We start from the raw sequence: 22,984 nt of genomic DNA on the forward strand, positions 1-22,984 counted from the left end.
AGCGAACCCGGGGCATCAAACCTCGATGCCGAGGGCGACGATCCGCCGGTACAGCGTCGCGCGCGCCATGCCAATCCGCGCTGCGGCTTTCGCCACGTGACCGCCCGCCGCGCGCAACGCGTCGGTCAAGAAGCGGCGCTCGAAATCCTGCATCGCGTCTTCATACCGCTGCGGGCCCGCGAGATCCGGCGACGCGGCGACCTGCCCGCCGTGCGCACCCAATGCGCGGCGCGCCTCATCTTCGGCTCGATGCTGCTCGCGGCCGTCGCCGACGAAGCGCGCGAGCACATGCGCGTCGATCCGCTCGCTGTCCGATAGCAGCACCGCGCGCTCGAGCGTATTGCGCAGCTCGCGCACGTTGCCAGGCCAGTTGTACGAGCACAGCGCCGCGAGCGCATCGCGGTCGAGTTCGAGATGCCCCGCTCCGCTTTCCACCGAAAGCTTGTCGAGAATTGCATACGCCATCCCCTCGATGTCGGCGAGGCGCTCGCGCAGCGGCGGCACGCGAATCATCAGCACGTTGAGGCGATAGTAGAGGTCGGCGCGAAATCTGCCCTGCGCCACCAGCGCAGGCAGATCGGCCGACGTCGCCGCGATGATGCGCACGTCGGTGCGCATGATGCGGTTCGAACCGAGCGGCTCGAATTCCTGCTCCTGCAGAACCCTCAGCAATTTGCCCTGCAGCGCGAGCGGCATATCGCCGATCTCGTCGAGAAAGAGCGTACCGCCCTGGGCCAGCTCGAACTTGCCGATGCGCCCCTTGCGGTCCGCCCCGGTGTACGCGCCCGGCTCCGCGCCGAAGAATTCCAGTTCCAGCAGCGTGTCGGGAATCGCCGCGACGTTCACCGTCACGAGAGGACCGTCCGCGCGCCCGGACGCGCCATGTATCGCGTGCGCAAGCAGTTCCTTGCCCGTGCCCGTTTCGCCGAGCAGGAGCACCGGCGACGTCAGGCGCGCAGCCCGGCGCGCCTGACGCTTGACCTCGAGGCTCGCGGCGCTGGTGCCGATCAAACTCGAAAAGCTGTATTTCGCGCGACGCACCTGAGCGAGCGACTGACGCGTGCTGATGAGTTCGGCACGCAGCCGCGCGTACTGGCTGAAGAGCGGCGACAACCCCTTGAGTTCGTTGAACAACACGAAGCCCACTGCGCCGATCGTATCGCCGTTGTCGTCCTTGATCGGCAGGCGCGTGACGACGATCGGATCGCGATCGGTTTCGAGTATGTCGAGCAGAATGGGTTCGCCGCCCTTCACGACGTCGCGCATCATGCTGTTCGGAATGACGCTTTCGCAATCGAGCCCGATCACCGCGGCCGGATCGTCGAAGCCGAAGCGCGCCGCGTAGTGCTGGTTGATCCACACCACGCGCGCGTTGCGATCGACGATAACGGTGCCTTCGCTGAACTTGTCGAGTGACTGGAAGAGCGATTGCATAGCCAGTTTGCGCACGTGCTCGTAGTCGGCCAGCAGCGCGGTCGTTTCTATTTCCATTCGGTTCTTTTTTCATCTGTCGCGGTCCAATCCGGGCCGCGTATTCTCATTTTCGCGACGAATTATCGCAGAAATGAGAATGCGCTACACCCCGGAGAAACCGGGCTTTACACGCTTGGCGACGAGCCCATGGCGTCTTTCCGCGCCGGTGCCATCTCAGTTTCGAGACCGTATCGGGGCCTCGGCATCGCCGCGGGCGCCGCGCCGCGCCGGACGCACGACTGCGAGCCTTGCTGCGCCGTGTCCAGCAAGGCTCGCCGGCTGCTGGCACATATCGTGCTCTATTGCGCGGTCGCGCCGGCTTCGAAGCGCGGAACAAGCAAATGTGCCTGCACGAATAAACCCCACTGGAGACAAGATGTCCTTTGTGATCGTGATCGCCGCCCTGGCGTTCCTGATGCTGGTCGCCTACCGCGGCTACAGCGTCATTCTGTTTGCGCCCATCGCCGCACTGGGCGCCGTCCTGCTGATCGACCCCGCCGCTGTCGCGCCGGTGTTCTCCGGCATCTTCATGGACAAGATGGTGGGCTTCGTGAAGCTCTACTTTCCCGTGTTCCTGCTCGGCGCCGTATTCGGTAAGGTCATCGAACTATCGGGCTTTTCCGAAGCCATCGTGGCCGCCGCGATCCGCTATATCGGCCGCTCGCGAGCGAACGCCGTGATCGTCGCGGTGTGCGCGCTGCTCACGTACGGCGGCGTCTCGCTGTTCGTCGTGGTGTTCGCGGTCTATCCGTTCGCCGCCGAACTCTATCGCCAGAGCAATATTCCCAAACGCCTCATGCCCGGCGCGATCGCGCTCGGCGCGTTCACGTTCACGATGGATTCGCTGCCCGGCACGCCGCAAATCCAGAACATCATTCCCACCACGTTTTTCAAGACCACTGCGTGGGCCGCGCCCTGGCTCGGCGTGATCGGCTCGGTCTTCATCATCGTCGTGGGCCTCACGTACCTCGAATGGCGTCGCCGCGGCGCAATGGCGAAGGGCGAAGGCTACGGCACTTCGCTCGTGAACGAGCCCGAGCGCGTGGAAACGGGCAACCTGCCGCATCCGGCGCTCGCGATCGCGCCGCTCGTGCTCGTCGGCGTCGCCAATTTCTTGCTGACCAAGTGGATTCCGCAGTGGTACGGCGAAAGTTTCACCGTCTCGCCCGACGTGCTGCCCGGCATTCACGCGCCCGTGACCGTGCCAGTGAAGAGCGTCGTCGCGATCTGGGCCGTCCAGGGCGCGCTGCTGCTCGGCATTCTGCTCGTCATCGTGACGGCCTTTGGCCGCGTGAAGGCGCGTTTCGCGACCGGCACCAAGACCGCCGTGAGCGGTGCGCTGCTCGCCACGCTCAATACGGCGTCCGAGTACGGCTTCGGCGGCGTGATCTCGGCGCTGCCCGGCTTCCTCGTCATCGGCAACGCGCTCAAAGCGATTCCGAATCCGCTCGTGAATGCGGCCGTGTCGGTCTCGGCGCTCGCGGGCATCACGGGCTCGGCGTCGGGCGGCATGAGCATCGCGCTCGCCGCGATGTCGGACACCTTCATCAAGACGGCGCAGGCCATGCACATTCCGATGGAAGTCCTCCACCGCGTGGTGGCGATGGCGAGCGGCGGCATGGATACACTGCCGCACAACGGCGCGGTCATCACGCTGCTCGCGGTCACTGGCCTCACGCACCGGGAGTCGTATCGCGACATTTTCGCGGTGACCATCATCAAGACGCTAGCCGTCTTCTTCGTCATCGCCGTGTTCTACCTGACCGGTCTCGTCTGACCGGCATTCATACCAGGCTCACTCATGCACCTCTCACAGACGCTTGCCCTCGCCGGGAAAACCGCGGTCGTCACCGGATCGACGAGCGGCATAGGGCTCGGCATCGCGACGGCGCTTGCCCGTGCGGGCGCCAACATCGTCCTGAACGGCTTCGGCGACGTGGCGGCCGCGCTCGCCCGGATCGAAGCCGCCGGCGTGCGCGCCGCGCATCACGACGCGGACATGAGCCGCCCCGCCGACATCGAGGCCCTCATGGCCTTCGCGACGAACACGTTCGGCAGTCTCGACATCCTCGTCAACAACGCAGGTATTCAGTATGTCGAAACGATCGAGCACTTTCCGGCCGAGCGCTGGGATCAGATCATCGCGGTCAATCTCAGCGCCACCTTTCATGCAACGCGCGCGGCGCTTCCCATCATGCGCGCGGCGGGCTGGGGACGCGTAATCAATATCGCCTCGGTGCACGGGCTTGTCGGCTCGGTCGGCAAATCGGCGTATGTCGCGGCCAAGCACGGCGTCATCGGGCTCACGAAGGTCGCCGCGCTGGAGACGGCGCGCAGCGGCGTCACCGTCAATGCGATCTGTCCGGGCTGGGTGCTCACGCCACTCGTCCAGAAGCAGATTGACGATCTTGCCCATCGCGAGTCGATTTCCACCGAAGACGCCACACTGAAGCTGCTCGGCGAAAAGCAGCCGTCGGGACGTTTTGCGAGCGTCGAACAGATTGGCGGCGTGGCGGTGTTTCTGTGCTCGGAAGCGGCCAGCGAAATGCGCGGAGCCGAACTGAAGGTGGATGGAGGATGGCTCGCGCAATAAGTGCGCCAGCGTGTCCCGCCCTTTGAATGCGGGCGGGACGGCGACGCATGGTTTCGCGCGCCGCATGGCGGACGACGCGAACACGTCGCCCGCCTCGTCCTGCTACTGACCGATGCCGATCAGTTCGACTTCGAACGTGAGGTCGCTGTTCGGGGGGATCGGGCCGACTGCGCGATCGCCGTAAGCGGTCGCTGCCGGACAGGTCAGCTTCGCCTTGCCGCCGACCTTCATCTTCTGCACCCCTTGCGTCCAGCACGGGATCACCTGGCCAAGCGGAAAGGTCGCCGGGCCGCCATGCTTGGCGGAGCTGTCGAATTCGGTGCCGTTCGCGAGCGTACCGCGATAGTTGACGCGCACGACGTCGTTGGCCGTCGGTTGCGGACCGGTGCCTTGCTTGAGATGCTCGACCACCACGCCCGAGGGCAACTTCTCTATGGGGTTGGCGGCGAACGCGGTCGATGCAACGGTAGCAGCGGCGAGTAAGGCGACTAGTGTTTTCATGCGATGTCCTCGTTGGATAGCACGGCGATTATATCGGCTGCGGTTCTCGCCGCCGTCGGCGGCGCGTATCGGAAATAGCGCCCGCTTGCCGCAGATCTCCCTTACCAACCGTTACACAAGCGAAGCAATCGTTTCACCTGTAGTCCAGGCGAGTTCCTGGAATTCCTCAGACCGTTGAGCGGCACGGCTTTTCACGCAAGACGGTCTCGCGCAAAACGGCACTGCCCGCTGCGTTGCGCGCGCATTCGATACCAATCACGCAGAAAGGAGTTCACATGACTCGCCTCTCGCTTGCCTCGCTCATCACGGCTTCGGCCGCTGGCCTTTTCGCCGTTACGCCGGGCGCCCGTGCGCAAACCCCCGCGCCTTCTGCGTCCGCGGCGCCTTCCGCTACGGCCGCGGCCGCAACCGGCCAGCTTCACGAAGCCGACAAGACCTTCATCGCCGACGGCACGCAAACCGTCGCCACGCAGCGCGATGCCGCGCGCATTGCCGACTCGCGTTCGACGGACCGCGAAGTGAAGGCCTTCGCGGAGAAGCTGGTCGCCGACTATACGAAGCTCTCGGACTCGATGCGCGCCGCAAGCCCGCGCGGCGTGGACGTGCCGCGCAATGATCCTGATGCGGCGGCGCTGGGCAGCATCGACAATCTGCGCGGCGCGGATTTCGACAAGACGTACATCGAGCAGATCGCGCTTGCGGGCCAGCAGAAAACGCTCTCGGCATTCCAGGCGGAGATTGCCTCGGGCCGCGACGCGGGCCTCAAGAAAGCCGCCACGGAAGGTCTGCCGGTGATCCAGGCCGACTACGCCAAGGCGCAGCAACTCGCTAAGCGCAAGCACCTGGCAGGCTGACGACGCGGTAATGACGGCGGGGACCGGCCGCGCCTGCGCCGGCCCCTGCCCCTGCCCCTGCATACCCTACTCTTCCCTCTGCTCGCGCGCGGCCACGGCGAGGCGTTCCATGCGCCGGTCGGGCACGAGCCAGAGCAGCGCGACGAAGCCATAGAAGATCGCGCCGATGTGCGGATGATCGAGCACCGCCAGCGCGAAGCCCGCCAGGTAGAACACCGGTGAGATCTTGCCTTTCACGTCGTTGCCGAGCGCAATCGCCAGCGGACTTTGCGTGCCCTGATAGCGCACGAGCGCGATTTGCAGCAGAACGTAGGCAACCGCGCAGAGCAGCAGATTGATGCCGTAGAGCGCGGTGGGCCAGCGTCCGAAGTGGTTCTCGCCCATCCAGCCCGTGGTGAACGGCAGCAGCGAAAGCCAGAACAGCAGATGCAGATTGGCCCAAAGCACCGTGCCGTTCACGCGCCGCGCCGCATGCAGCATGTGGTGATGGTTGTTCCAGTAGATGCCCACGTAAAGGAAGCTCAGCACGTAGCTCAGGTAGACCGGCCAGAGCGGCACGAGCGCGGCGAGATCTTCGCCGTGCGGCACCTTGAGCTCCAGCACCATGATCGTGATGATGATGGCGAGCACGCCATCGCTGAAGGCTTCGAGTCGGTTCTTTTCCATCTGCGTGATCGGCTTGCGGGAGACGTAGGGCGAGCGGCAAGTATGGCCGAAGTCGCGGCGCGAAGCCATGCCGGCGAAACGGCGCGTGCGTTGCGATCCGCGGCGCGTTCCCGTTTCTGGCCTATGATGGCGTTGAACGCCACGCCCGCCTGCCGCGAATCATGCGCTCCACGACATCCGCAACCGATAAGCGCCCCGAAGCTCCCGAGCGCCGCGTGCCGGTCTGGGATCTGCCTACGCGGCTTTTCCACTGGCTGACCGTCGTGCTCGTGGCGGCGGCCTACGTCACGCAGCGCATGAACTGGATGCAGACGCACGTGCGCATCGGCGAAACGCTGCTCGCGCTCGTGGTGTTTCGCCTGCTGTGGGGATGCTTCGGCAGCGAGACCGCGCGCTTCTCGCGCTTTGTCGCGTCGCCGCGCAAGGCGATCGGGCATCTGCGCCATCTGCTGCGGCGCGAGCCCGACGTGCAGGTGGGCCACAACGCGGCGGGCGGCTGGATGGTCCTGCTGCTGCTCGCGCTGCTGCTGATCGAAGCGCTCACTGGTCTCTACGACAACAACGATGTCGCCGACGAAGGACCGCTCAGCGAAATCGTGCCCGCGAAAATCGCCAACGCCATTGCGAACATGCATTCGCTGGGCTGGGATCTGCTCGCGGCGGCGGTCGCGGTCCATGTGTGCGCGATCGCCGTCTACGCGCTCGCGAAAGGCCACGATCTGATCGGGCCGATGGTGAGCGGCAAAAAGCGCTTGCCCGCTTCGGTGCGTGCGCCCGCGCGCGGGTCGCTGTGGCTCGCCGTTTTGCTGATGGCTTTGTCGGGCGTCGTGGTCGCGCTGCTCTCCATCTATCTTTGATGCCGCGAACGCCGCGCAGCGCGTAAAATCAGCCGCTCGCTTTCACTCGACACGATTTACCGATGGCTACTTACCGCGAACTGCTCGCCCAGAAGCGCGAGCTCGACGAGCGTATCGAAGCCGCGCGCGCCGCAGCGGCGCACGAAGCACTGACCAACGTGCGCGCGACGATCGCCGAATTCGGCTTCACGCCCGAAGACGTGTTCGGCAAGCCGCGCCGCGCACGCAAGCCCGCGGACGACAAGCGCGAGCGCGCCAACCTGGACCTGTTCGGCGACACCGTCGACAAAGCTTGATCGCGCGCGCGTCCCGCATCAGGCAAACGCGCCGCGGGGGCTCCGTTCGAAGCGATGCCGCGCCGGAGACCGGCGCGCGCGTGGCGAACACCCGGCGTTTTACCGCGACTCCATGCCGTTGTGTTAGCAAACGTCCGTACTCATCGAGCACGGGTCGCAAAAAATTTTGCGCATCTTCGTGGCGTTAATTTTCGTTTTTCTCTGATAATGTGTTTCAGAAGGTGCGCGCCCGGCCGTCATTGAAAATGAGAATCCCCACGGACGACGCCTCAAGTGATATCGAATCGCAACGCGTGTGTGCTGTCACAATCCGCAACGAGGGAATCATTGAGAAACCGCATCGTCCTTCTGATCCTCGCGCTCGGGCTGCCATGGGCGCAGGTCCTCGCGGCTCCGCCCGCCGAGCCCGCGCCTGACACCATGCAGGCTCGCGTGATGGGTTGCGCGGCATGTCATGGCGCGCATGGCGAGGGCACCGACAACGACTACTTCCCGCGTCTCGCGGGCAAGCCGGCAGGCTATCTCTACAACCAGCTCGTCGCTTTTCGCGACGGCGGTCGCAGCTATCCGCCCATGAACTATCTGCTGGCGTATCTGCCCGACGCTTACCTCAAGCAGATTGCGGAGTTCTTCGCGCAGCAGCACCCGCCCTATCCGCCGCCCGCGAAGCCCGCAGTCGACGCGGCCACGCTCGCGCTCGGCAAGTCGCTCGTGCTGAACGGCGATCCCGGGCGCAAGGTGCCCGCGTGCGCGAGCTGCCACGGCGCATCGCTCACGGGCATGCAGCCGGCCATTCCCGGTCTCGTCGGCCTGCATCCGAACTACATCAGCGCGCAGCTCGGCGCGTTCCGTTACGGCACGCGCCGCGCCGCGAGCCCGGACTGCATGCACGACATCGCCACGCACCTTGCCGACCGCGACATCACCGCGATCGCGGCCTGGCTCTCGTCGCAACCCGCGCCCGCCGATACGACGCCAGCGGCGCCCTCGCCGCTGCCGCTCGCGTGCGGCAGCGTCCATAACTAGCCGGGGCCTCGACGTGCGCAGACTTCGATCCCTTCTCCCGTCATCGTCACTCGCGGCGCGCCTCTCGCTTTCGGCCGCCATGCTCTGCGTGGGCGCGGCAGTCGCGCTCGCGCAAACGGCCGCACCCAGCGCGAACGCAGCCAACGCGGCGCGAGCCGCCGCCGCCGCGGCCACCGCCAACGCAAAGCCGATAGCGAGCAACGCCGAACTGATCGCGCGCGGCGAATACCTTGCGCGCGCGGGCGATTGCATTGCATGTCATACGGTGCCCTCCGAGCAGATGTTCGGCGGCGGCCGCCCGATGGAAACGCCGTTCGGCACGCTCTACACGCCCAACATCTCGTCGGACAAAACGTATGGCATCGGCTCGTGGACCGCCGACGAGTTCTACCGCATGCTGCACGACGGCAAGTCGCGTGACGGCACGCTGCTCTATCCGGCCATGCCGTTCGCGTCGTACACGAAAGTCACGCGCGCGGACTCCGACGCCATCTTCGCGTACCTGCTCTCCACGCCGCCCGTGCGCCGGGAGAATCGTCCGCACGATCTGCGCTTTCCGTATAACCAGCGCTCGTTGCTGCTCGGCTGGCGCACGCTGTTCTTCCGTCCGGGCGAGTTCAAGCCCGACCCGAAACAGTCTGTCGAATGGAACCGCGGCGCCTATCTCGTGGAAGGCCTTGGCCACTGCACGATGTGCCATACGGCCATCAACGCACTTGGCGGCAACTCGGCCTCGAAGGAATTCCAGGGCGGCCTGATCCCCGTGCAGAACTGGTACGCGCCCTCGCTCACGTCGAACAAGGAAGCGGGCCTCGGCGACTGGAGCATCGAGGACATCGTCGATCTGCTGCATGCGGGCGTGTCCAAACGCGGCGCCGTGTACGGGCCGATGGCCGAGGTGGTCTACGACAGCTTCCAGTACCTCACCGAGGACGACGTGCGCGCCGTGGCCGTCTATCTGAAGTCGCTGCCCGGCCGCGACAGCGAAGTCGACAAGTCGCCGAAGAGCACCTTCGTTTCGGAGGAAGCCGCCCGCCTCGCGCCGCTCGGCAAGAAGATCTACGACTCGCAATGCGCGGTTTGCCACGCAAGCGAAGGCCAGGGGAAGCTGCCGCACTTCCCGCCGCTCGCCAACAACCAGTCCATCCAGATGAACTCGGCCGTGAACCCCATACGCATGGTGCTCAACGGCGGCTATGCTCCCGGCACGAGGAAGAACCCCATGCCCTATGGCATGCCGCCCTTCGCGCAAGCGCTTTCGGATGAGGAAGTGGCGGCCGTGGTCACGTATATCCGCACGGCGTGGGGCAACCACGGCACGCCGGTTTCCGAACATGAAGTAAACGCGCTGCGTTCCGCGCCGCTTTTCTGAGGCCGCGATGATCGAGACACCCGTACCCGAACAACCGGGCGAACGCCCGCAGCATGAACAGGTCGACGAGATCGTGGCCAACGGCCCGAGCGGCGCGCTTGCCGTAGCGGGTATCGCCACCGTCATCGTGGCCGCGCTCTGGTTCGCGTTCTACTTCGTCGTGTTCCTGCCGCGCGGCGTCATCCAATAGATCTGACAAGAAAAGGCCGGCCTCATGTCGAATCCGCTCGATAACCATGCCAGTGCCGAAGTCGCCGCGCGCGTGGAGCGCCGCTGGGCGACGCTCATGGTGGCGTTCGTTGCCCTGCTCGTGGCGGTGGTGGTCTTCACCGGCCTGCACTGGGCCATGATGCCGCCTTCGCGCGTCGAGATCATCAATCCCGAAACGCTGCACGTGTCCGGCGAATTCGTCGAATCGAACCTCGGCAGCGCAGTCGAGACCGATGGCTCCGTGACGGTGCGCATACTCGCGCAGCAGTATTCGTTCACGCCGCAATGCATCGTCGTGCCGGCGAATACGCCCATCACGTTCCGCGCCACGAGCGCCGATGTCGTGCACGGCTTTCTCGTTACCGGCACCAACCTGAACTCGATGGTCGAGCCTGGCTACGTCTCGACGTTCCGCACGACCTTCGACGCGCCCTCGGACCACCTCATGCCCTGCCACGAATACTGCGGCACGGGCCACCAGGGCATGTGGGCGCACGTGAAGGTCATCGACAAGGATGCCTTCATGCAGATGGCGGCTCAGGCAGGCAACCCCGCGCGGAGACTCAGCTGTGTTAAATAACAAGCGACTCGTACTCGCCCACTTCTGGCTCGCGTTCATCGTATTCGGCGTGGCGCTGCTGCTCGGCGCGTGGCAGATGTTCGTGCGCAGCCCGCTGCATCCGTGGCTCAACGATCCCGAGCTTTACTACCGCTCGGTCACGGAGCACGGCACCGTGATGGGCTATGTGTTTCCCACGCTCATTGCCATGGGCTTCGGCTACGCGGTCACCGAGCTTGCATTGAAGCGCCCGCTCGTCGGCGTGCGCTGGGCGTGGCTCGGCTTCATCCTGCTCGCGCTCGGCGCGGTCACGGCTTCGGTGCCCGTCGCGCTCGGCCTCGCCTCCGTGCTCTACACGTTCTACCCGCCGATGATCGGCAACGTGTTCTATTACCTCGGCGTGGTGCTCGTCGTGGTGGGCTCGTGGGTCTGGGTCGCGCTGATGAGCGTGAATCTCTCGGCCTGGAAGCGCGAGAATCCCGGCAAACCCGTGCCGCTCGCCATGTTCGCGAGCACGGCGGGCGCCTACCTGTGGGGCTGGACGGCAGTGGGCGCGGCCATCGAGGTGCTGTTCCAGATCCTGCCTGTCGCGCTCGGCTGGCGCCATACCATCGACGCGGGCCTCGCGCGCGTGTTCTTCTCGTGGACGCTGCACGCCATCGTCTACTTCTGGCTGATGCCCGCGTATATCGCCTACTACACGATCGTGCCGCGCGCGATTGGCGGCCGGCTCTACAGCGACGCGATGGCGCGCATTTCGTTCATCCTGTTCCTCGTGGTGGCGATGCCGATCGGCCTGCACCACCTCTTCACCGACCCGCAGGTGGGCTCGGGCTTCAAGTTCGTGCAGTCGGTGTTCACGGCGCTCGTTTCGGTGCCCACGCTCCTCACCGTATTCACGATCTGCGCGTCGATCGAAATCGCGGGGCGGCTGCGCGGCGGCAAGGGCGTGTTCGGGTGGATCGCGAAACTGCCGTGGCAGAACCCGCAAATGCTGGCGGTAGCGTTCTCGTTCGTCATGCTCGGCTTTGGCGGCGCGGGCGGTCTCATCAACATGAGCTACCAGCTCGACCAGCCCGTGCATAACACGCAGTGGATCACGGGCCACTTCCATCTGATCTATGGCGGGGCGATCGTCATCATGTACTTCGCCATTGCCTACGATCTCTGGCCGCAGCTCACCGGCCGCGCGCTCACCAACTGGCGGCTCATGCGCTGGCAGTTGTGGCTGTGGTTCATCGGCATGATCGTGACGACCTTCCCCTGGCACCTGGTCGGTTTGATGGGCATGCCGCGCCGCATGGCCTACTACGATTACAGCGACCCGGCGTTAGCGGGGCAAGGCGCGCTCGTGGCGCTCTCCGCGGTGGGCGGCCTGATTCTCGTGATTTCGGCGGTGCTCTTCTTCGTGGTGCTGCTGCAGGGCCATCGCGGCGCCGAAGTGGCGCCCGAGGAATATCGCTTCAGCAAGCCGGTGCACGAGTCGCCCACGTTGCCGGTGGCGCTCAACAGCTTTGCGCTGTGGATCGTGCTGATGATCGCCCTCACCATCACCAACTACGGCTACCCGATCGCGCAACTGCTCGCGACGCCTGAGTCGTCGGTGCCCGCGATCCCGATTGGAGCGCAGCGATGAGCGACGAACGCCTGTTCTCGTTTCGCAATGTGTGGTTCCGCAGGGGCGTGGGCGCGACGATCGCCGTGTTCGTCGTCTCCGTGCTCATCGGTTTCGTCTGGCTGCCTTCCGTCAAGAGCGACCCGTATTTCCAGGGTGTCTGGAACGCGATCTGCAGCGCGGCCGGCGTGCCGCGGCAGTGGCACCAGGTCGGGTCGGCGGTCGCGCCCGGCTACCAGGTGAGCACAGTCGAACTCGCGCCGCACATGCTCGACGGCGCGACGAGCCTGTCGATCGGCCGCGGCGCGACGCTCGCCTTGCGCTGCACGATGTGTCATGGCCCGCGCGGCATCAGCATGGCGAATTCGCCGAATCTGGCGGGCCAGTTCGCCATCGTGGTCTACAAGGAACTGCATGACTTTCAGACCGGCGCGCGCCAGAACGCCGTGATGTCGCCGATGGCGCGCGACCTGTCCGACGAGGACATGCGCGACCTCGCCGCCTACTACGCCTCGTTGCAGCCGATCGCACACCTGCATGGCACAGCGCCCGGCATCGTGGCGCACGGCGCGCCGCTGCGCAACATTCCCGCATGCGCGTCCTGCCATGGCGGCGTGGACAGCAAGGTGGGCAGCCCGTGGCTCGACGGCCTGCCCGCCGCGTACACGAGGGCGCAACTGCTCGCGTTCGCGAACGGCACGCGCCACAACGACATTTCCGAGCAGATGCGCAACATCGCGCGCAACATGACGCCCGAGGAAATCGACGCCGCCGCCGCATGGTACGCCGGCGAGACGCCCCCGAAGCAGCCCTGACCACGACGCTGCAGGGCACGCCGATTGCGCGCCCTGCGGGCTCCCCACTCCAGTTCGCGGAGAAACATCATGCAAAAGACGGCATCGGCAAGATGGCACGGCGGAATCAAGGACGGACAGGGCGCCATCTCGACGCAAACCGGCGTGCTCAAGGACGCGCCTTACGGCTTCGCCTCGCGCTTCGAAGGCGGTCCCGGCACGAACCCGGAAGAACTGATCGGGGCGGCCCACGCGGGCTGCTTCACGATGGCGTTCTCGCTTTTTCTGACTCAGGCGGGCTTCACGGCGGAAAGCATCGAAACGAAATCGACGGTGACGCTCGACAAAGTGGGCGAAGGCTTCGCCATCACGAGCTGCCGGCTCGACATGAGCGCGAAGATTCCCGGCATCGATCAAGCGAAGTTCGACGAGCTTGCGAATGCCGCCAAGGAAAACTGCCCGGTTTCGAAGCTCTTCGCCAACAATGCGAACATCACGCTCGACGCGAAGCTCACTGCCTGAGCGCCCTCCCGCCGGCTCGCGCGCCAGGTGCGCCGCGCCGGCTTCATCGATGAGAGACAGTCATGGCCATCCGCCACGCCGCGCCGGGTGAGGTCTTCGACGCGCGGCCGCTTGGCAGCGCGCTCAAGAACGCCAAATCGACCACGCTGATCCGTGCACAGCAACTCGAAGTGATACGGCTCGTGCTGCCGGCTGGCAAGCGGCTGCCCGAACACAGCGTGCCGGGCGAGATCACGGTGCAGTGCATCGAGGGTGCGATCCGCTTCTTCGTGAACGGCGACCCGCGCACGATGCATGCCGGCGACATGCTGCTGCTGGCCGGCGGCGAGACCCACGCCCTGGAGGCGCTCGACGACGCCTCCGCGATCGTCACGATCCATCTTGCCCACGAGGACAAGTAAGCGCGCCGCGAAGAATCCGCGCCGCGACCCGGACGGTTTCGCCGGGACGCGGCACGCTCCGCTCACGGCTTCGACGGCAGCGGATCGTCGTTGAGCGTCTTGAGAAAGGCGATGATGTCCTGAATATCGCTTTGCGTCATCGCGGGCTTGTCGCCGAACTTGCGGTCGAACGGTGCGTCGGTCACATCCACGTTCTTCTGGAATTGCGCGGGGATGTCGTCGTACTTCTCGATCTTGCCGTCCGCCCCACGCGGATAGAACTTGCCCGGATCCGTGTTGCGGTCGTTATAGAACGCCATCACCTGGTCGAGCGTGTGGTAGACGCCATTGTGGAAAAAAACCGTGCGCGTGGCCGTATTGCGCAGCGTCGGCGTGAGGAACATGCCGCAGTATTGCGTCTGGTTCTTGAAGTCGTCGCGGAACGGGCCGCATACGCCCAGATCGAAGAAGTGCGGGTCCTGGTTCTGCGCAAGCTTGCGGTTGCGCGGCACGCCCAGCGCCTCGTACTGATAGTCCGTGAACATGGGCGGCAAGCCGTCCTTGCCTGGTTTCGAGAGGTGACAGCCGGCGCAGTTCGCCTTGTCCGGGTCGTTGAACAGGCGCAAGCCGCGCAGCTCCGCTTGCGTGAGGCGCGCGTGGCCTTCGAGCCAGCGGTCGTACTTGCTGTTATACGGATGGAAAGACGGATCTTCCACCTGATAGCGCGAAATCGCGAACATCGCTTCCGACACGACCATCTTCGGGTCGCTGAAGATTCGTGGTCCGAACAACTGCATGAACTGATTCGCGTAGGCCGCCTTTTCGAGTTTCGCCGCCACCTGTTCGATGCTCGTGTTCGCCATCTCCACCGGATTGAGCAGCGGGCCGTAGGCCTGCTGCTGCAGCGTGTCGGCGCGTCCGTCCCAGAAGAGGCCGCCCTGCGGCACCATCTCGACCGAAGTCGAGGCGCCGCCCGCCACCTTCTGCGATTTCACGACGCTGGCGGCGGCCGTGGCCTGCTGCGCGACGCTCGGCGCGTCGTCGTTTTCGCCCTGGTCGGGGCCGATGCTGAAGTTCGGCTGCCGGTACAGGTACATGAGCGAAGGCGGCGGACGATAACCCTGCTGGTTCATCGCGAGGCCGCCCTGCTGCACGTCGAGCCCATTGGGCGGACCATAGGCGTGCCCGGGGCTATGGCACGTAGCGCAGGACTGCTGACCGGAGGCCGAGAGTGCCGGATCGGAAAAGAGCTGCTTGCCGAGCTGCGCCATCGCCGAAAGCGGCGCGACAGGCGGGCGCTGCAGAACGACGGGATGCGCGTTCGCGCCGGTCAGGTTCTCGACGACCTCGCCCACGGCGTCGGGCACGTTCGCGGGAAACGCCACGGCATAGGCGCAAAAACCCAGTGCGCCGGCCACGAGTACGGCGGCGGCGGCGCGCAAGACGAGCCGCGAGGCGCTCGAAGCGCGGCGCGGTTCGGGAGAAGACGGTGTAGGCGAAGCGGAAAGCTCGGACATGATGCGATCTTTCTCTTGCGTAATGCAACGAAAAGGAAAAGCCGAACGCCGCGAGCGTCCAGCGGCGATGAAAGCTGGCGCAACGCGGCGTGAGCCACCCGACGTGACCACGGCGCAAGGCCAGCCGCCCTGCACACGCGAGACCTGCGCGTGCGGACGATCGAACCTCGCGCCGGGCGTCGATCAGATCGACGGCGCCGAGCTGAGCTGCGTGCCCTGCGTGCCGTCGAGGTACAGCGCCGGCAGATTACCCGTGCCGCTGAAGTTGAACATGCCGCGCATGTCGCCCGCTGCTGCGTCGAATGCACCGCCGCCGAGACGCGCGCCACCGAGCCAGTTGTCCTCGATGAAGCGTACGACCGAAGCCTGATCGATGAACACGTGGTCGACGTAGTTTGCCTTGGCCCACGGCGAGATCACGAGGAACGGAATGCGCGTGCCCGGACCGCAGCGGCCGTTGACCGGCGCGCCCGTAATGCCCGTGGGCTGCGTGCCGCCGCCGCAAACACCGTTGCCGTTGAGCTGATCGGCGACGTTCAGCGACGAATGCACCGGCGCCATGTACTGGTGGTCGTACCAGCCGTCCGAGTCGTCATAGGTCACGACGACAGCCGTGTTCTTCCAGTCCGGCTGCTGCATCAGGAAGTTCACGACCTTGGTCACGAACTGCTGCTCGTCGAGCGGATCCGAATAGCCCGCGTGCGCGTCCTGGGCAGCCGGCGCCTTGAGGAAGCTCACCGACGGGAAGTTGCCCGCCTTCACGGCCGCGAAGAAGTCGTCGGAATCGTACTCGTGGTTGGCCGGGTCGACCGTCTTGCCGTCCGGTTCGAGCGTGTAGCCGATGGTTGCCGTCGAGCTCGGGCGCAGGTGCTGCGGGTTCGCCGTCGACTTGAAGTACTGGAACCAGTTGTGGTGCGGGCTGTAGTCGGCGGTCGCCGCGTTCACGGCCGTTGCGATCGTGCTGCGCTTGCAGCCCGTCGTGCCGTTCGAGTTGACCGTCTGCAGGTTGAAGCCGCCCATGAAGCCGCCCCACGTGATCTTCTGCGCGTTCAGCAGGTCGCCGATGTTCTGCGCGTTGATCATGCCTTGGTCGGTCGCGCTCGAGCAGATGTCGTAGCCCGGGTCCACGTCGCCCATCAGCGTGAGACCGCCTGCGCCGTCCTCGATGTAGTAGGTCGGCGCGGCCACCGTCGAGGGCTGCTTCGACGTGTTCACGATTTCGAGGCCGTTGGTCTGACCCGATACGACTTCGAGCGCGCCCGGCGTCGACGGACCGTAGGTCGTGGTCCAGGCGTTGTCGCTCATCGCGAACTTCTGCGCGTAGTTCCACAACGCCGTGACGGTGTTGCCGTCGTAATACCCCATCACCTGGCCCTTCGTGCCGAAAGCGTCCGCGCCGCCGCTCGTGGCCTTACCCGTGTACTTCGGGAACAGGTCGAGTGCGCCGTTGTCGCCGGCCTGCTGTTCGGCCGTGTAGGCGTGGTTCTGGTCGGCCGTGGCGGCCTGCGTGCGGTCGAGACGGAACGGGTTCGCCGCGTCGGTGCCGTTGAGCGTCGTGTTCGAGTTGGGATTCGACGTGAGCAGCGCGCCAGCGAGACCGTTGACGGCCGGCGTGCCCGAAGCGGCATTGAAGGCGGGCTCGCCGCCCGGGTTCCTGGCGCTCGGGTAGGTGGCGAAGTAGTGGTCGAACGAGACGTTCTCGCCGTAAATCACGACGAGGTGCTTGATCGGCGTGGCCGTCGTCAGCGCATCCTGCGCCGACACGCTCGGCGTAGCTGCCCCCGGATTCGAATTGCTGCTGCCACATGCAAAGAGTGCAGCGGCGAGGCCCGCGCAAGGCAGGGCAAGTAGTGCTCGGCGATACATGTAGTTGGGCTCCATCGATTTGTTTGACTTGCTTTTAGAGTCCTGGGACGCGGCGCGCACATCGTGCGCCCTGCCGCCACGCCATTCAGGCGGTGCCGGTACTGCGAACAGGCCCCAATGCGCCATACATCAGAGCGAGCGCATTACAACATCGCAAGATGACTACACGGCGACCATTTAATTTCCAATGACTTTCAGTCTGTTTCATTATCGAAAGAATCGTGCAGGCATCGCGCGCAGCCGTGACCCCGCGGCGGCCCATTGCACTCCGTGCGGCGCGAGCTATAACTGAAAGTGCAGCGCGGATGTTCTCTGCGCGCCCGCTCGTCCCCCTCTTCTTGCGTCGCGCCGCGCTGTGCCGCCCCCGAATGCGCGGGTGAGCTTCTTACGTGGAGCAGTGAGCTAACACGTTCGGCAGCCGTGCGTTGCGCGCCGGCATCCCGACTTTCCAGATCAGTGTGCGAGCGAGGCCCTGTGGCCTCGCTCGCGCGCGCCCTCGCCGCGGGGTTGCCGCATAGCTGCGGTGAAGGCGCATTCACGAACTCGAGAAAGGAGGCTGAAATGACTATCCGCCTGGCGTTGATCGCCGCGTGCGTGGCGGCCCTGGCGGCCGCCGCTCCGGGTACGGCGCGCGCGAAGGATGAGCCCGTTTCGCAAGACAGCGCGCATCAGACGATGACCAATGACGCCAATGCCTCGGCCCAGGCCAGCACCGACATGTCGTATGGCGGCGTGCCCGACACGCGCGGCGCCTCGGGCCATCGCACGGGCAAGACGTGCTGGCCGCGCTCGGAGTGCGATATTTTCTTCGGGCAATGAGCCGCGCGCGATGAAGCGCACGCGGCAAAGCCCGGCCGCGTGCGGAAAGCCGATGAAAGGAAGCGGCGCGCAGATCCGCCGTCGTTGCCTTGCGCCCTGCGGGCGCCCTCGTCGTGGTCTTGCTGCGCTTATTCGTGCCGGCCGGGTCCCACCGCGCGCCAGGTGAAGAGCGCGCCCGCCAGCATGAGAAGGCTCGTGCCGAGGAAGACGGCGCGCATGCCCAGATGCCCGCCGACGAAGCCGCCGATCAGCGGTCCGAGCACCTGCCCGGCGAACTGGGCCGACACCGAATAGCCGAGCACGCTGCCCGCAGCGTGGTCCGGCGCGTTGTGGCGAATGACCGTCGCGATGCACGGCAGGAGCGCCGCCAGCGACACGCCCATGAGAAAGCGCAGCGCGACGAGCTGCCAGCCCGCAGTGACGAAGGCCTGCGGCACCAGCAGCAGCGCCGAGACAGTCAGCGCGCCGACGATTACCTTCGCGTGCCCCACGCGGTCCGCGAAGCGCCCGAGCCGCGAGGCCGCGACGATACTGCCGAGCGCCGCCGCCGACATCGCAAGGCCCGCGACGAAGGTCACGCGCGCGCGATCGTGGACGAGCGTCGCCACGTACACGGTGATGATGGGCTCGATCGACATGTTGGCGAGCATCAGCAGCATGCCCGTCACGAGCATGGCGACGATCGGGCGTTTGTCGGGCAGCGCGGACCATGCGCCGACCGCCGTGTGCTGCGCGGCGCGCGCGGGACGCGGCGCTTCCTTCACGAACACGCAGGTCGCGACGAAGGCCGCGAAGATCGTCGCGCCCGCCACCCAGAACGTGGCGCGCAAGCCGATGAGCGGAGGCAGCGAGCCGCCGAGCAGCGGCCCGATGAGATTGCCGGCCATGATGCCCGAGGAAAGCACGCCGAGCGCCCAGGCCGAGCGGTGACGCGGCGTTTGGGTGGCGACGAGGATGGTCGAGCCCGACGAATAGCCACCCGCGAAACCCGCGACGAGGCGCAGCGCCACGAGTTGCCAGATGTTTCGCGACATGCCGATCAGCGACATCGTGACCGCCATGCCGAGGCTCGCGCGCACGAGCATGGGTTTGCGGCCGTAGCGGTCGCCAAGGCGCCCCCACAGCGGCGCAACGAGCGCGGCCGTGAAGAACGTCGCGCTGTAGGCGATGCCCGACCATTGCACGATCGCCGCGTGGCCATGCACGCCGAGTTCCTCGACGTAGAGCGGCAGGAACGGCAGCATCAGCGTCATTGCGACGAGCGTCGTGAACGAGCCTGCCACGCAGACCGCGAGATTGCGTCGCCAGTGCTGCGCGGCGGCAGGTTCGTGCGTCCTTTCGGGCGTCCTTTCGGGCGGCGCTTTCGTCGTGCCGGAAGAGGCCGGCGCGGCTGTGCGAGAAGAATCGGAAGTCGGGTCGGACGCCCCTGCCCGATCGCGTGACGGATCGGCGGGGTCTTCTGCGCGGGAAGTCATCGGCGGATGGTGGGCTGCGGCGGGCGACGCGCTTCGTCCGGCAGCCGGGCGAAGTCGCAAGTCATGTACGTTAAGCCAGGCGCGCTGCGGCTGTCAATTTTTTAAGCGCCCACCGAAGATGGCCGCCCGCGCGCCGGTGTTATTGCACAGCGGTCTGCAGCAGCGCCACCATGCGCTGCAGCGGGCCCAGCACTTCAGGCTCGATACCGTAGAGCGGGCCGAGCGTCTGCGAGACATCGCGATAGTCGAGCCGCGTGTGCCCTTCGTTGTCTTCCCAGACCACCATGCGCAGAGGCAGCTCCACCGCCGCATGCGGATTTACCGCCATGATGGGCGTGCCCGCCTTCGGATTGCCGAACAGAATGAGGCGCGTGCGACGCAGGCTGAGCCCAGCGGCTTCAGCCGCGCCGCGCTGGTCCACGTCCGCGAAAACCACCGCGCCCGCCGTAGCCAGCGCGGTCTTCAGGCGGGCGATGGTCGTATCGAAATCGTGCGCACTTTTGAGCGCCAGCACGGATGAGGGATGCTGCCCGTATTCGGCCATGACGGACCTCCTTCGACGGCACACGGTCCGCGCAAGATGCGCGGTGCATGCAACGGCACTTTATCCCAGAATGCGCGGCCGATGGCAGCGGTTCGCGTTGCGGCCACACTGGCCGATTGTCGCCGCGGCAGGCTAGTCGGGGGGCGACGTTGCGCGCCCGCGATGTCGAACGTGTTGTAGCGGTTTGAAAGGCGGAAGGCGCGGACTCACGAACGCGTCAGCGCCGCGTCGCCGCTCGCGCGCGCGTTGGCCGCGACCGCAAGTCCCGCCGTCGCCAGCGCGTCGCGGGCATGGCCGCGCAAATCGTCGGCTGCGTATTGCGCGTCCTCGTTGCGCACCCATGCGCGCACGCGCAGGCGCACGCCGCCGTTCGACGGATAGCTGTCCACGGCGACCGTCGGCGCGAGCGTGGAGCCGTTCTGCACGCGCGGTTCGGCGGCGACCATCTCCTTGAGCTTGCCGATGGCCGCATCCACCTGGTCGCGCCGCGCGAGATCGATCGTCATGTCGACACGCTGCGTGCCGCCGCTGCTGTAGTTGATGACGGGATTGCTCCAGATCTGGCTGTTCGGCACGAATACGACATTGCCGTCGCCACGCTCGATGCGCGTCGTGAAGAGCCCCACTTCGCATACGATCCCTGCCGCAGCGCCGCTGCCTTCGATCACGTCGCCGGCGCGAAACGGGCGCAGCATCAGCAACATCATGCCGGCGGCGATATTTTGCAGCGTGCCTTGCAGCGCGAGGCCGATCGCGAGTCCGGCGGCGCCCAGCGCGGCGAGCACGCTCGCCGTGGCGATGCCCACCTCGCTGAGCGCGGCGACGATGGCGATCACGCGCACGGCCCATGCGGCCATGCCGGCGAGCATCGGCGCGACGGTCGGGTCCGCGTGCGAGCGCATCAGCATGCGCGAGCATATCCGCGCGACGCGGTTCGAGACCCACCAGCCAATCACGAGAATCAGCACGGCGACGATCAGGTGCACGACGTCATGGGTGATCGTCGCGATCAGCGACGGTTGCAAATGAAAGAGGCGGTTGAAGAAGTCGTCCATGGTCGATGGTCAAGCGATTGCGAGGGGGACTGAAAGGCGCAGCGCGCACCTCACAACCGCGGCAGCAGTCCGCATGCCCGTAAGCTTCGAAAGCATCCGGCACGCGAGCGCCCGTCCGCACACGCCAGCACATCGATCCGACACCGCTGCAGGCGCAACGGATCGCGTTCTCGGCAAAACTGGAAGCCGACCACATTGCCAATAATCGGACACGTCATGCGGCGATTACCCTGGCTTTATTCCGCCATCCGGCTGCTCGATTCGCGGCGTCAAGCACCGGCAGGCCGCGTTCATCGACGCCGCCGTGACATTCGCCCGGCTATCGGTTTCGTCGTTTTGTCAGGCACTTCGGCTCGCGCCTTCAATGTCGACGAAGGGCTTACCAGGAGACCAGCCATCCACGCATCGCATCAACGGGTGACGCGAACCGAGTTGTTGCCGAGCAGCACGCGCACACGATCGCCCGGAAAGAACTGCTGATCCGCGTCCTGGGTCACCGAAATCAGTTGCCCCGAATCCAGACGGACGCCGATTTCAAGGCCCGCGCGCTGCGTGGCGCGCTGTTCCACGGCATTGCCGGCCACGCCGCCCAGCACTGCGCCGCCTATGCCGGCCGCAACCGAGCCGGTGCCGCGCCCGATCGTGCTGCCCGCCGCGATACCGCCTAGCGCGCCGCCCGCGATAGCGCCGACGCCCGTGGGGCCAGGCTGGATCGTGACAGGTCGCACGGTTTCGACCACACCGACCTCGACCACCATTACCTGCTGCGCCTGGGCCGGCGTAAAAGTCGAGGCCGACGTCGGCGCCTCGCAGCCGGAGAGGGTGAGCGAAGCAGCCAGAGAGCCAAGAAGTGTTGCAGCGAGATGTCGCATGACGTTCCCCTCAATATGACGGCTCACTACGGATTCGCCGATTCATTCGACCCGTTTGCTAACGACCGGCGCGGGCATTAATTAGCGAACGTTTAGCCATTGGCGACCGGAGCGGGCGCGATTCATCATCCGGACACCTGAAAATCATTATGGAATACGATTGGCACATGAGGTATTCAACGTGCCATCTATTGGTAGATATTTCGGATATCTTAATGTGTCGTGCGCTTTTGCCCGCGATTTCCCGCGCCCGCATTACGCCTCGTGAAGTCGATCGGAGAAGGTCTCGCTTCCCGTTCCTTATGGCGATGATTCGAACAGTTCGCGCCGGCCCCACCCCAATCCGTACCGCCAGCCGTACTCGCATCTGTACCGGTACTGTACCGAACATCGCCGATAAACTGATTCCGGTCGATTCTGCCTCTTCTTTCCGGAGTTCCTCGCATCATGCTGCCCGAACTGTTCAGCGCGCTTCCCGCCGGCATGCTCTTCGTCGTGGTCACGACCATCACGCCCGGCCCCAACAACACCATGCTGCTCGCTTCCGGCGTGAACTTCGGTTTTCGCCGCACGCTGCCGCATATTCTTGGTATCAGCGCTGGCGTCGTCGTCCTCATGCTCTCGGTCGGCTTCGGGCTCGGCGAAGTGTTCCGGCATGTTCCATCGCTCTATTTCGTGCTGGAAACCGCGAGCATTGCGTACCTGCTCTATCTCGCGTGGAAAATCGGCACCTCGGGCGACCTCAAGGTGAAGAGCGGCGAGCATCGCCCCATGCGCTTTCATGAAGCCATCGCCTTCCAGTGGGTCAATCCGAAGGCGTGGATGATGGTGCTCACGGCCGCCACGACGATCCGTCTTTCCGCGAACTTCGGCACCAATACGATGATGATGGCCTTTCTGTTCTACGTGATCGGGCTGCCTTGCATCTGTATCTGGGCCGCGTTCGGCACCGGCATGCGGCGCTTGCTCTCGAACCGGCGGCGGCTGCGAGTTTTCAACGTGGCCATGGCGCTTTCGCTGCTCGTTTCGCTGTATCCGATGTTCGCGCATCTGATCCGGCATTGAAGTGGCACGCCGACCTCCTCCGGTTCAAACGCTACAATCGCAACCGGGAAACA

At 65.5% G+C, this 22,984-nt stretch carries 24 protein-coding genes; 15 read left to right on the forward strand and 9 right to left on the reverse strand.

The window, feature by feature from the left end; all coding sequences use genetic code 11:
• Positions 1-15: 15 nt before the first annotated feature.
• A complete protein-coding gene (locus BLU17_RS15550) occupies positions 16-1,491 on the reverse strand; it encodes a sigma-54 interaction domain-containing protein (RefSeq protein WP_091997952.1) in 1,476 nt (491 codons plus the stop codon).
• Positions 1,492-1,849: 358 nt separating this feature from the next.
• Here BLU17_RS15550 and BLU17_RS15555 point away from each other — a divergent pair, with 358 nt between their 5' ends.
• Together BLU17_RS15555 and BLU17_RS15560 are read left to right on the forward strand one after the other, a co-directional pair.
• On the forward strand, positions 1,850-3,250 hold the full coding sequence (locus BLU17_RS15555; RefSeq protein ID WP_091997954.1) for a GntP family permease: 1,401 nt from the start codon (positions 1,850-1,852) through the stop codon (positions 3,248-3,250).
• A gap of 24 nt (positions 3,251-3,274) precedes the next feature.
• The gene (locus BLU17_RS15560) at positions 3,275-4,066 is read left to right on the forward strand and encodes a 3-hydroxybutyrate dehydrogenase (RefSeq protein ID WP_091997955.1); all 792 of its coding nucleotides are present in this window, start codon (positions 3,275-3,277) and stop codon (positions 4,064-4,066) included.
• Between the two features lie 102 nt (positions 4,067-4,168).
• On the opposite strand, the gene BLU17_RS15565 is transcribed toward BLU17_RS15560, so the two are convergent.
• Entirely contained in the window at positions 4,169-4,567 is a 399-nt protein-coding gene (locus BLU17_RS15565) for an FKBP-type peptidyl-prolyl cis-trans isomerase (protein WP_091997957.1), read from the reverse strand.
• A gap of 275 nt (positions 4,568-4,842) precedes the next feature.
• Here BLU17_RS15565 and BLU17_RS15570 point away from each other — a divergent pair, with 275 nt between their 5' ends.
• A complete protein-coding gene (locus BLU17_RS15570; RefSeq protein WP_091997959.1) occupies positions 4,843-5,421 on the forward strand; it encodes a DUF4142 domain-containing protein in 579 nt (192 codons plus the stop codon).
• A 66-nt stretch (positions 5,422-5,487) separates the two neighbouring features.
• On the opposite strand, the gene BLU17_RS15575 is transcribed toward BLU17_RS15570, so the two are convergent.
• Positions 5,488-6,087, reverse strand: a complete 600-nt coding sequence (locus tag BLU17_RS15575) for a TMEM175 family protein (protein ID WP_091998200.1) — start codon at positions 6,085-6,087, stop codon at positions 5,488-5,490.
• 161 nt (positions 6,088-6,248) lie between these two features.
• On the opposite strand from BLU17_RS15575, the gene BLU17_RS15580 reads away from it, so the two are divergent.
• The 10 genes from BLU17_RS15580 to BLU17_RS15625 all read left to right on the forward strand — a co-directional run bounded on the left by BLU17_RS15580 (position 6,249) and on the right by BLU17_RS15625 (position 13,739).
• Complete coding sequence (locus BLU17_RS15580) at positions 6,249-6,944, forward strand: cytochrome b/b6 domain-containing protein (RefSeq protein WP_091997960.1); 696 nt, start codon at positions 6,249-6,251, stop codon at positions 6,942-6,944.
• 62 nt (positions 6,945-7,006) lie between these two features.
• Positions 7,007-7,240: an H-NS family nucleoid-associated regulatory protein gene (locus BLU17_RS15585; protein ID WP_091997962.1), complete on the forward strand. Its 234-nt coding sequence runs from the start codon at positions 7,007-7,009 to the stop codon at positions 7,238-7,240.
• A 420-nt stretch (positions 7,241-7,660) separates the two neighbouring features.
• Positions 7,661-8,266, forward strand: a complete 606-nt coding sequence (locus BLU17_RS15590) for a c-type cytochrome (protein WP_091998202.1) — start codon at positions 7,661-7,663, stop codon at positions 8,264-8,266.
• A 79-nt stretch (positions 8,267-8,345) separates the two neighbouring features.
• Entirely contained in the window at positions 8,346-9,638 is a 1,293-nt protein-coding gene (locus BLU17_RS15595; RefSeq protein WP_091997964.1) for a c-type cytochrome, read from the forward strand.
• A gap of 7 nt (positions 9,639-9,645) precedes the next feature.
• The gene (locus BLU17_RS15600; RefSeq protein WP_091997966.1) at positions 9,646-9,828 is read left to right on the forward strand and encodes a hypothetical protein; all 183 of its coding nucleotides are present in this window, start codon (positions 9,646-9,648) and stop codon (positions 9,826-9,828) included.
• Between the two features lie 24 nt (positions 9,829-9,852).
• Positions 9,853-10,428, forward strand: coding sequence for a cupredoxin domain-containing protein (locus BLU17_RS15605; protein ID WP_091998204.1), 576 nt, complete (start codon positions 9,853-9,855; stop codon positions 10,426-10,428).
• Positions 10,418-12,043, forward strand: a complete 1,626-nt coding sequence (locus BLU17_RS15610) for a b(o/a)3-type cytochrome-c oxidase subunit 1 (RefSeq protein ID WP_091997969.1) — start codon at positions 10,418-10,420, stop codon at positions 12,041-12,043. The genes BLU17_RS15605 and BLU17_RS15610 overlap by 11 nt, the downstream gene beginning before the upstream one ends.
• Positions 12,040-12,837 carry a c-type cytochrome gene (locus tag BLU17_RS15615; protein WP_091997971.1) on the forward strand — a complete coding sequence of 266 codons (798 nt, stop codon included), beginning with the start codon at positions 12,040-12,042 and terminating at the stop codon, positions 12,835-12,837. Before BLU17_RS15610 ends, BLU17_RS15615 begins: the two co-directional genes overlap by 4 nt.
• Positions 12,838-12,906: 69 nt before the next feature.
• Positions 12,907-13,338 (forward strand): OsmC family protein, encoded by a 432-nt coding sequence (locus tag BLU17_RS15620; RefSeq protein WP_091997973.1) that lies wholly within the window; start codon positions 12,907-12,909, stop codon positions 13,336-13,338.
• A gap of 62 nt (positions 13,339-13,400) precedes the next feature.
• Positions 13,401-13,739, forward strand: coding sequence for a cupin domain-containing protein (locus BLU17_RS15625; protein ID WP_091997975.1), 339 nt, complete (start codon positions 13,401-13,403; stop codon positions 13,737-13,739).
• 62 nt (positions 13,740-13,801) lie between these two features.
• On the opposite strand, the gene BLU17_RS15630 is transcribed toward BLU17_RS15625, so the two are convergent.
• Both BLU17_RS15630 and BLU17_RS15635 read right to left on the reverse strand, forming a co-directional pair.
• Entirely contained in the window at positions 13,802-15,235 is a 1,434-nt protein-coding gene (locus BLU17_RS15630) for a cytochrome-c peroxidase (RefSeq protein WP_091997976.1), read from the reverse strand.
• Positions 15,236-15,418: 183 nt separating this feature from the next.
• Positions 15,419-17,101, reverse strand: a complete 1,683-nt coding sequence (locus BLU17_RS15635) for a phospholipase C (protein ID WP_091997978.1) — start codon at positions 17,099-17,101, stop codon at positions 15,419-15,421.
• A 561-nt stretch (positions 17,102-17,662) separates the two neighbouring features.
• Here BLU17_RS15635 and BLU17_RS15640 point away from each other — a divergent pair.
• Complete coding sequence (locus tag BLU17_RS15640; protein WP_091997980.1) at positions 17,663-17,920, forward strand: hypothetical protein; 258 nt, start codon at positions 17,663-17,665, stop codon at positions 17,918-17,920.
• Between the two features lie 128 nt (positions 17,921-18,048).
• On the opposite strand, the gene BLU17_RS15645 is transcribed toward BLU17_RS15640, so the two are convergent.
• The 4 genes from BLU17_RS15645 to BLU17_RS15660 form a co-directional block, all read right to left on the reverse strand.
• A complete protein-coding gene (locus tag BLU17_RS15645) occupies positions 18,049-19,395 on the reverse strand; it encodes a multidrug efflux MFS transporter (RefSeq protein WP_091997982.1) in 1,347 nt (448 codons plus the stop codon).
• 139 nt (positions 19,396-19,534) lie between these two features.
• Positions 19,535-19,939, reverse strand: coding sequence for a DUF302 domain-containing protein (locus BLU17_RS15650; protein WP_091997984.1), 405 nt, complete (start codon positions 19,937-19,939; stop codon positions 19,535-19,537).
• A gap of 206 nt (positions 19,940-20,145) precedes the next feature.
• A complete protein-coding gene (locus BLU17_RS15655; RefSeq protein ID WP_091997986.1) occupies positions 20,146-20,994 on the reverse strand; it encodes a mechanosensitive ion channel family protein in 849 nt (282 codons plus the stop codon).
• Between the two features lie 410 nt (positions 20,995-21,404).
• Positions 21,405-21,866 (reverse strand): outer membrane lipoprotein, encoded by a 462-nt coding sequence (locus BLU17_RS15660; protein ID WP_091997988.1) that lies wholly within the window; start codon positions 21,864-21,866, stop codon positions 21,405-21,407.
• A 447-nt stretch (positions 21,867-22,313) separates the two neighbouring features.
• Between BLU17_RS15660 and BLU17_RS15665 the strand changes: the two genes are divergently transcribed.
• Positions 22,314-22,931 carry a LysE family translocator gene (locus BLU17_RS15665; protein ID WP_091997990.1) on the forward strand — a complete coding sequence of 206 codons (618 nt, stop codon included), beginning with the start codon at positions 22,314-22,316 and terminating at the stop codon, positions 22,929-22,931.
• Positions 22,932-22,984: the final 53 nt, after the last annotated feature.

The organism is Paraburkholderia lycopersici (assembly GCF_900096975.1).
In the GTDB taxonomy this organism is placed as follows: domain Bacteria; phylum Pseudomonadota; class Gammaproteobacteria; order Burkholderiales; family Burkholderiaceae; genus Paraburkholderia; species Paraburkholderia lycopersici.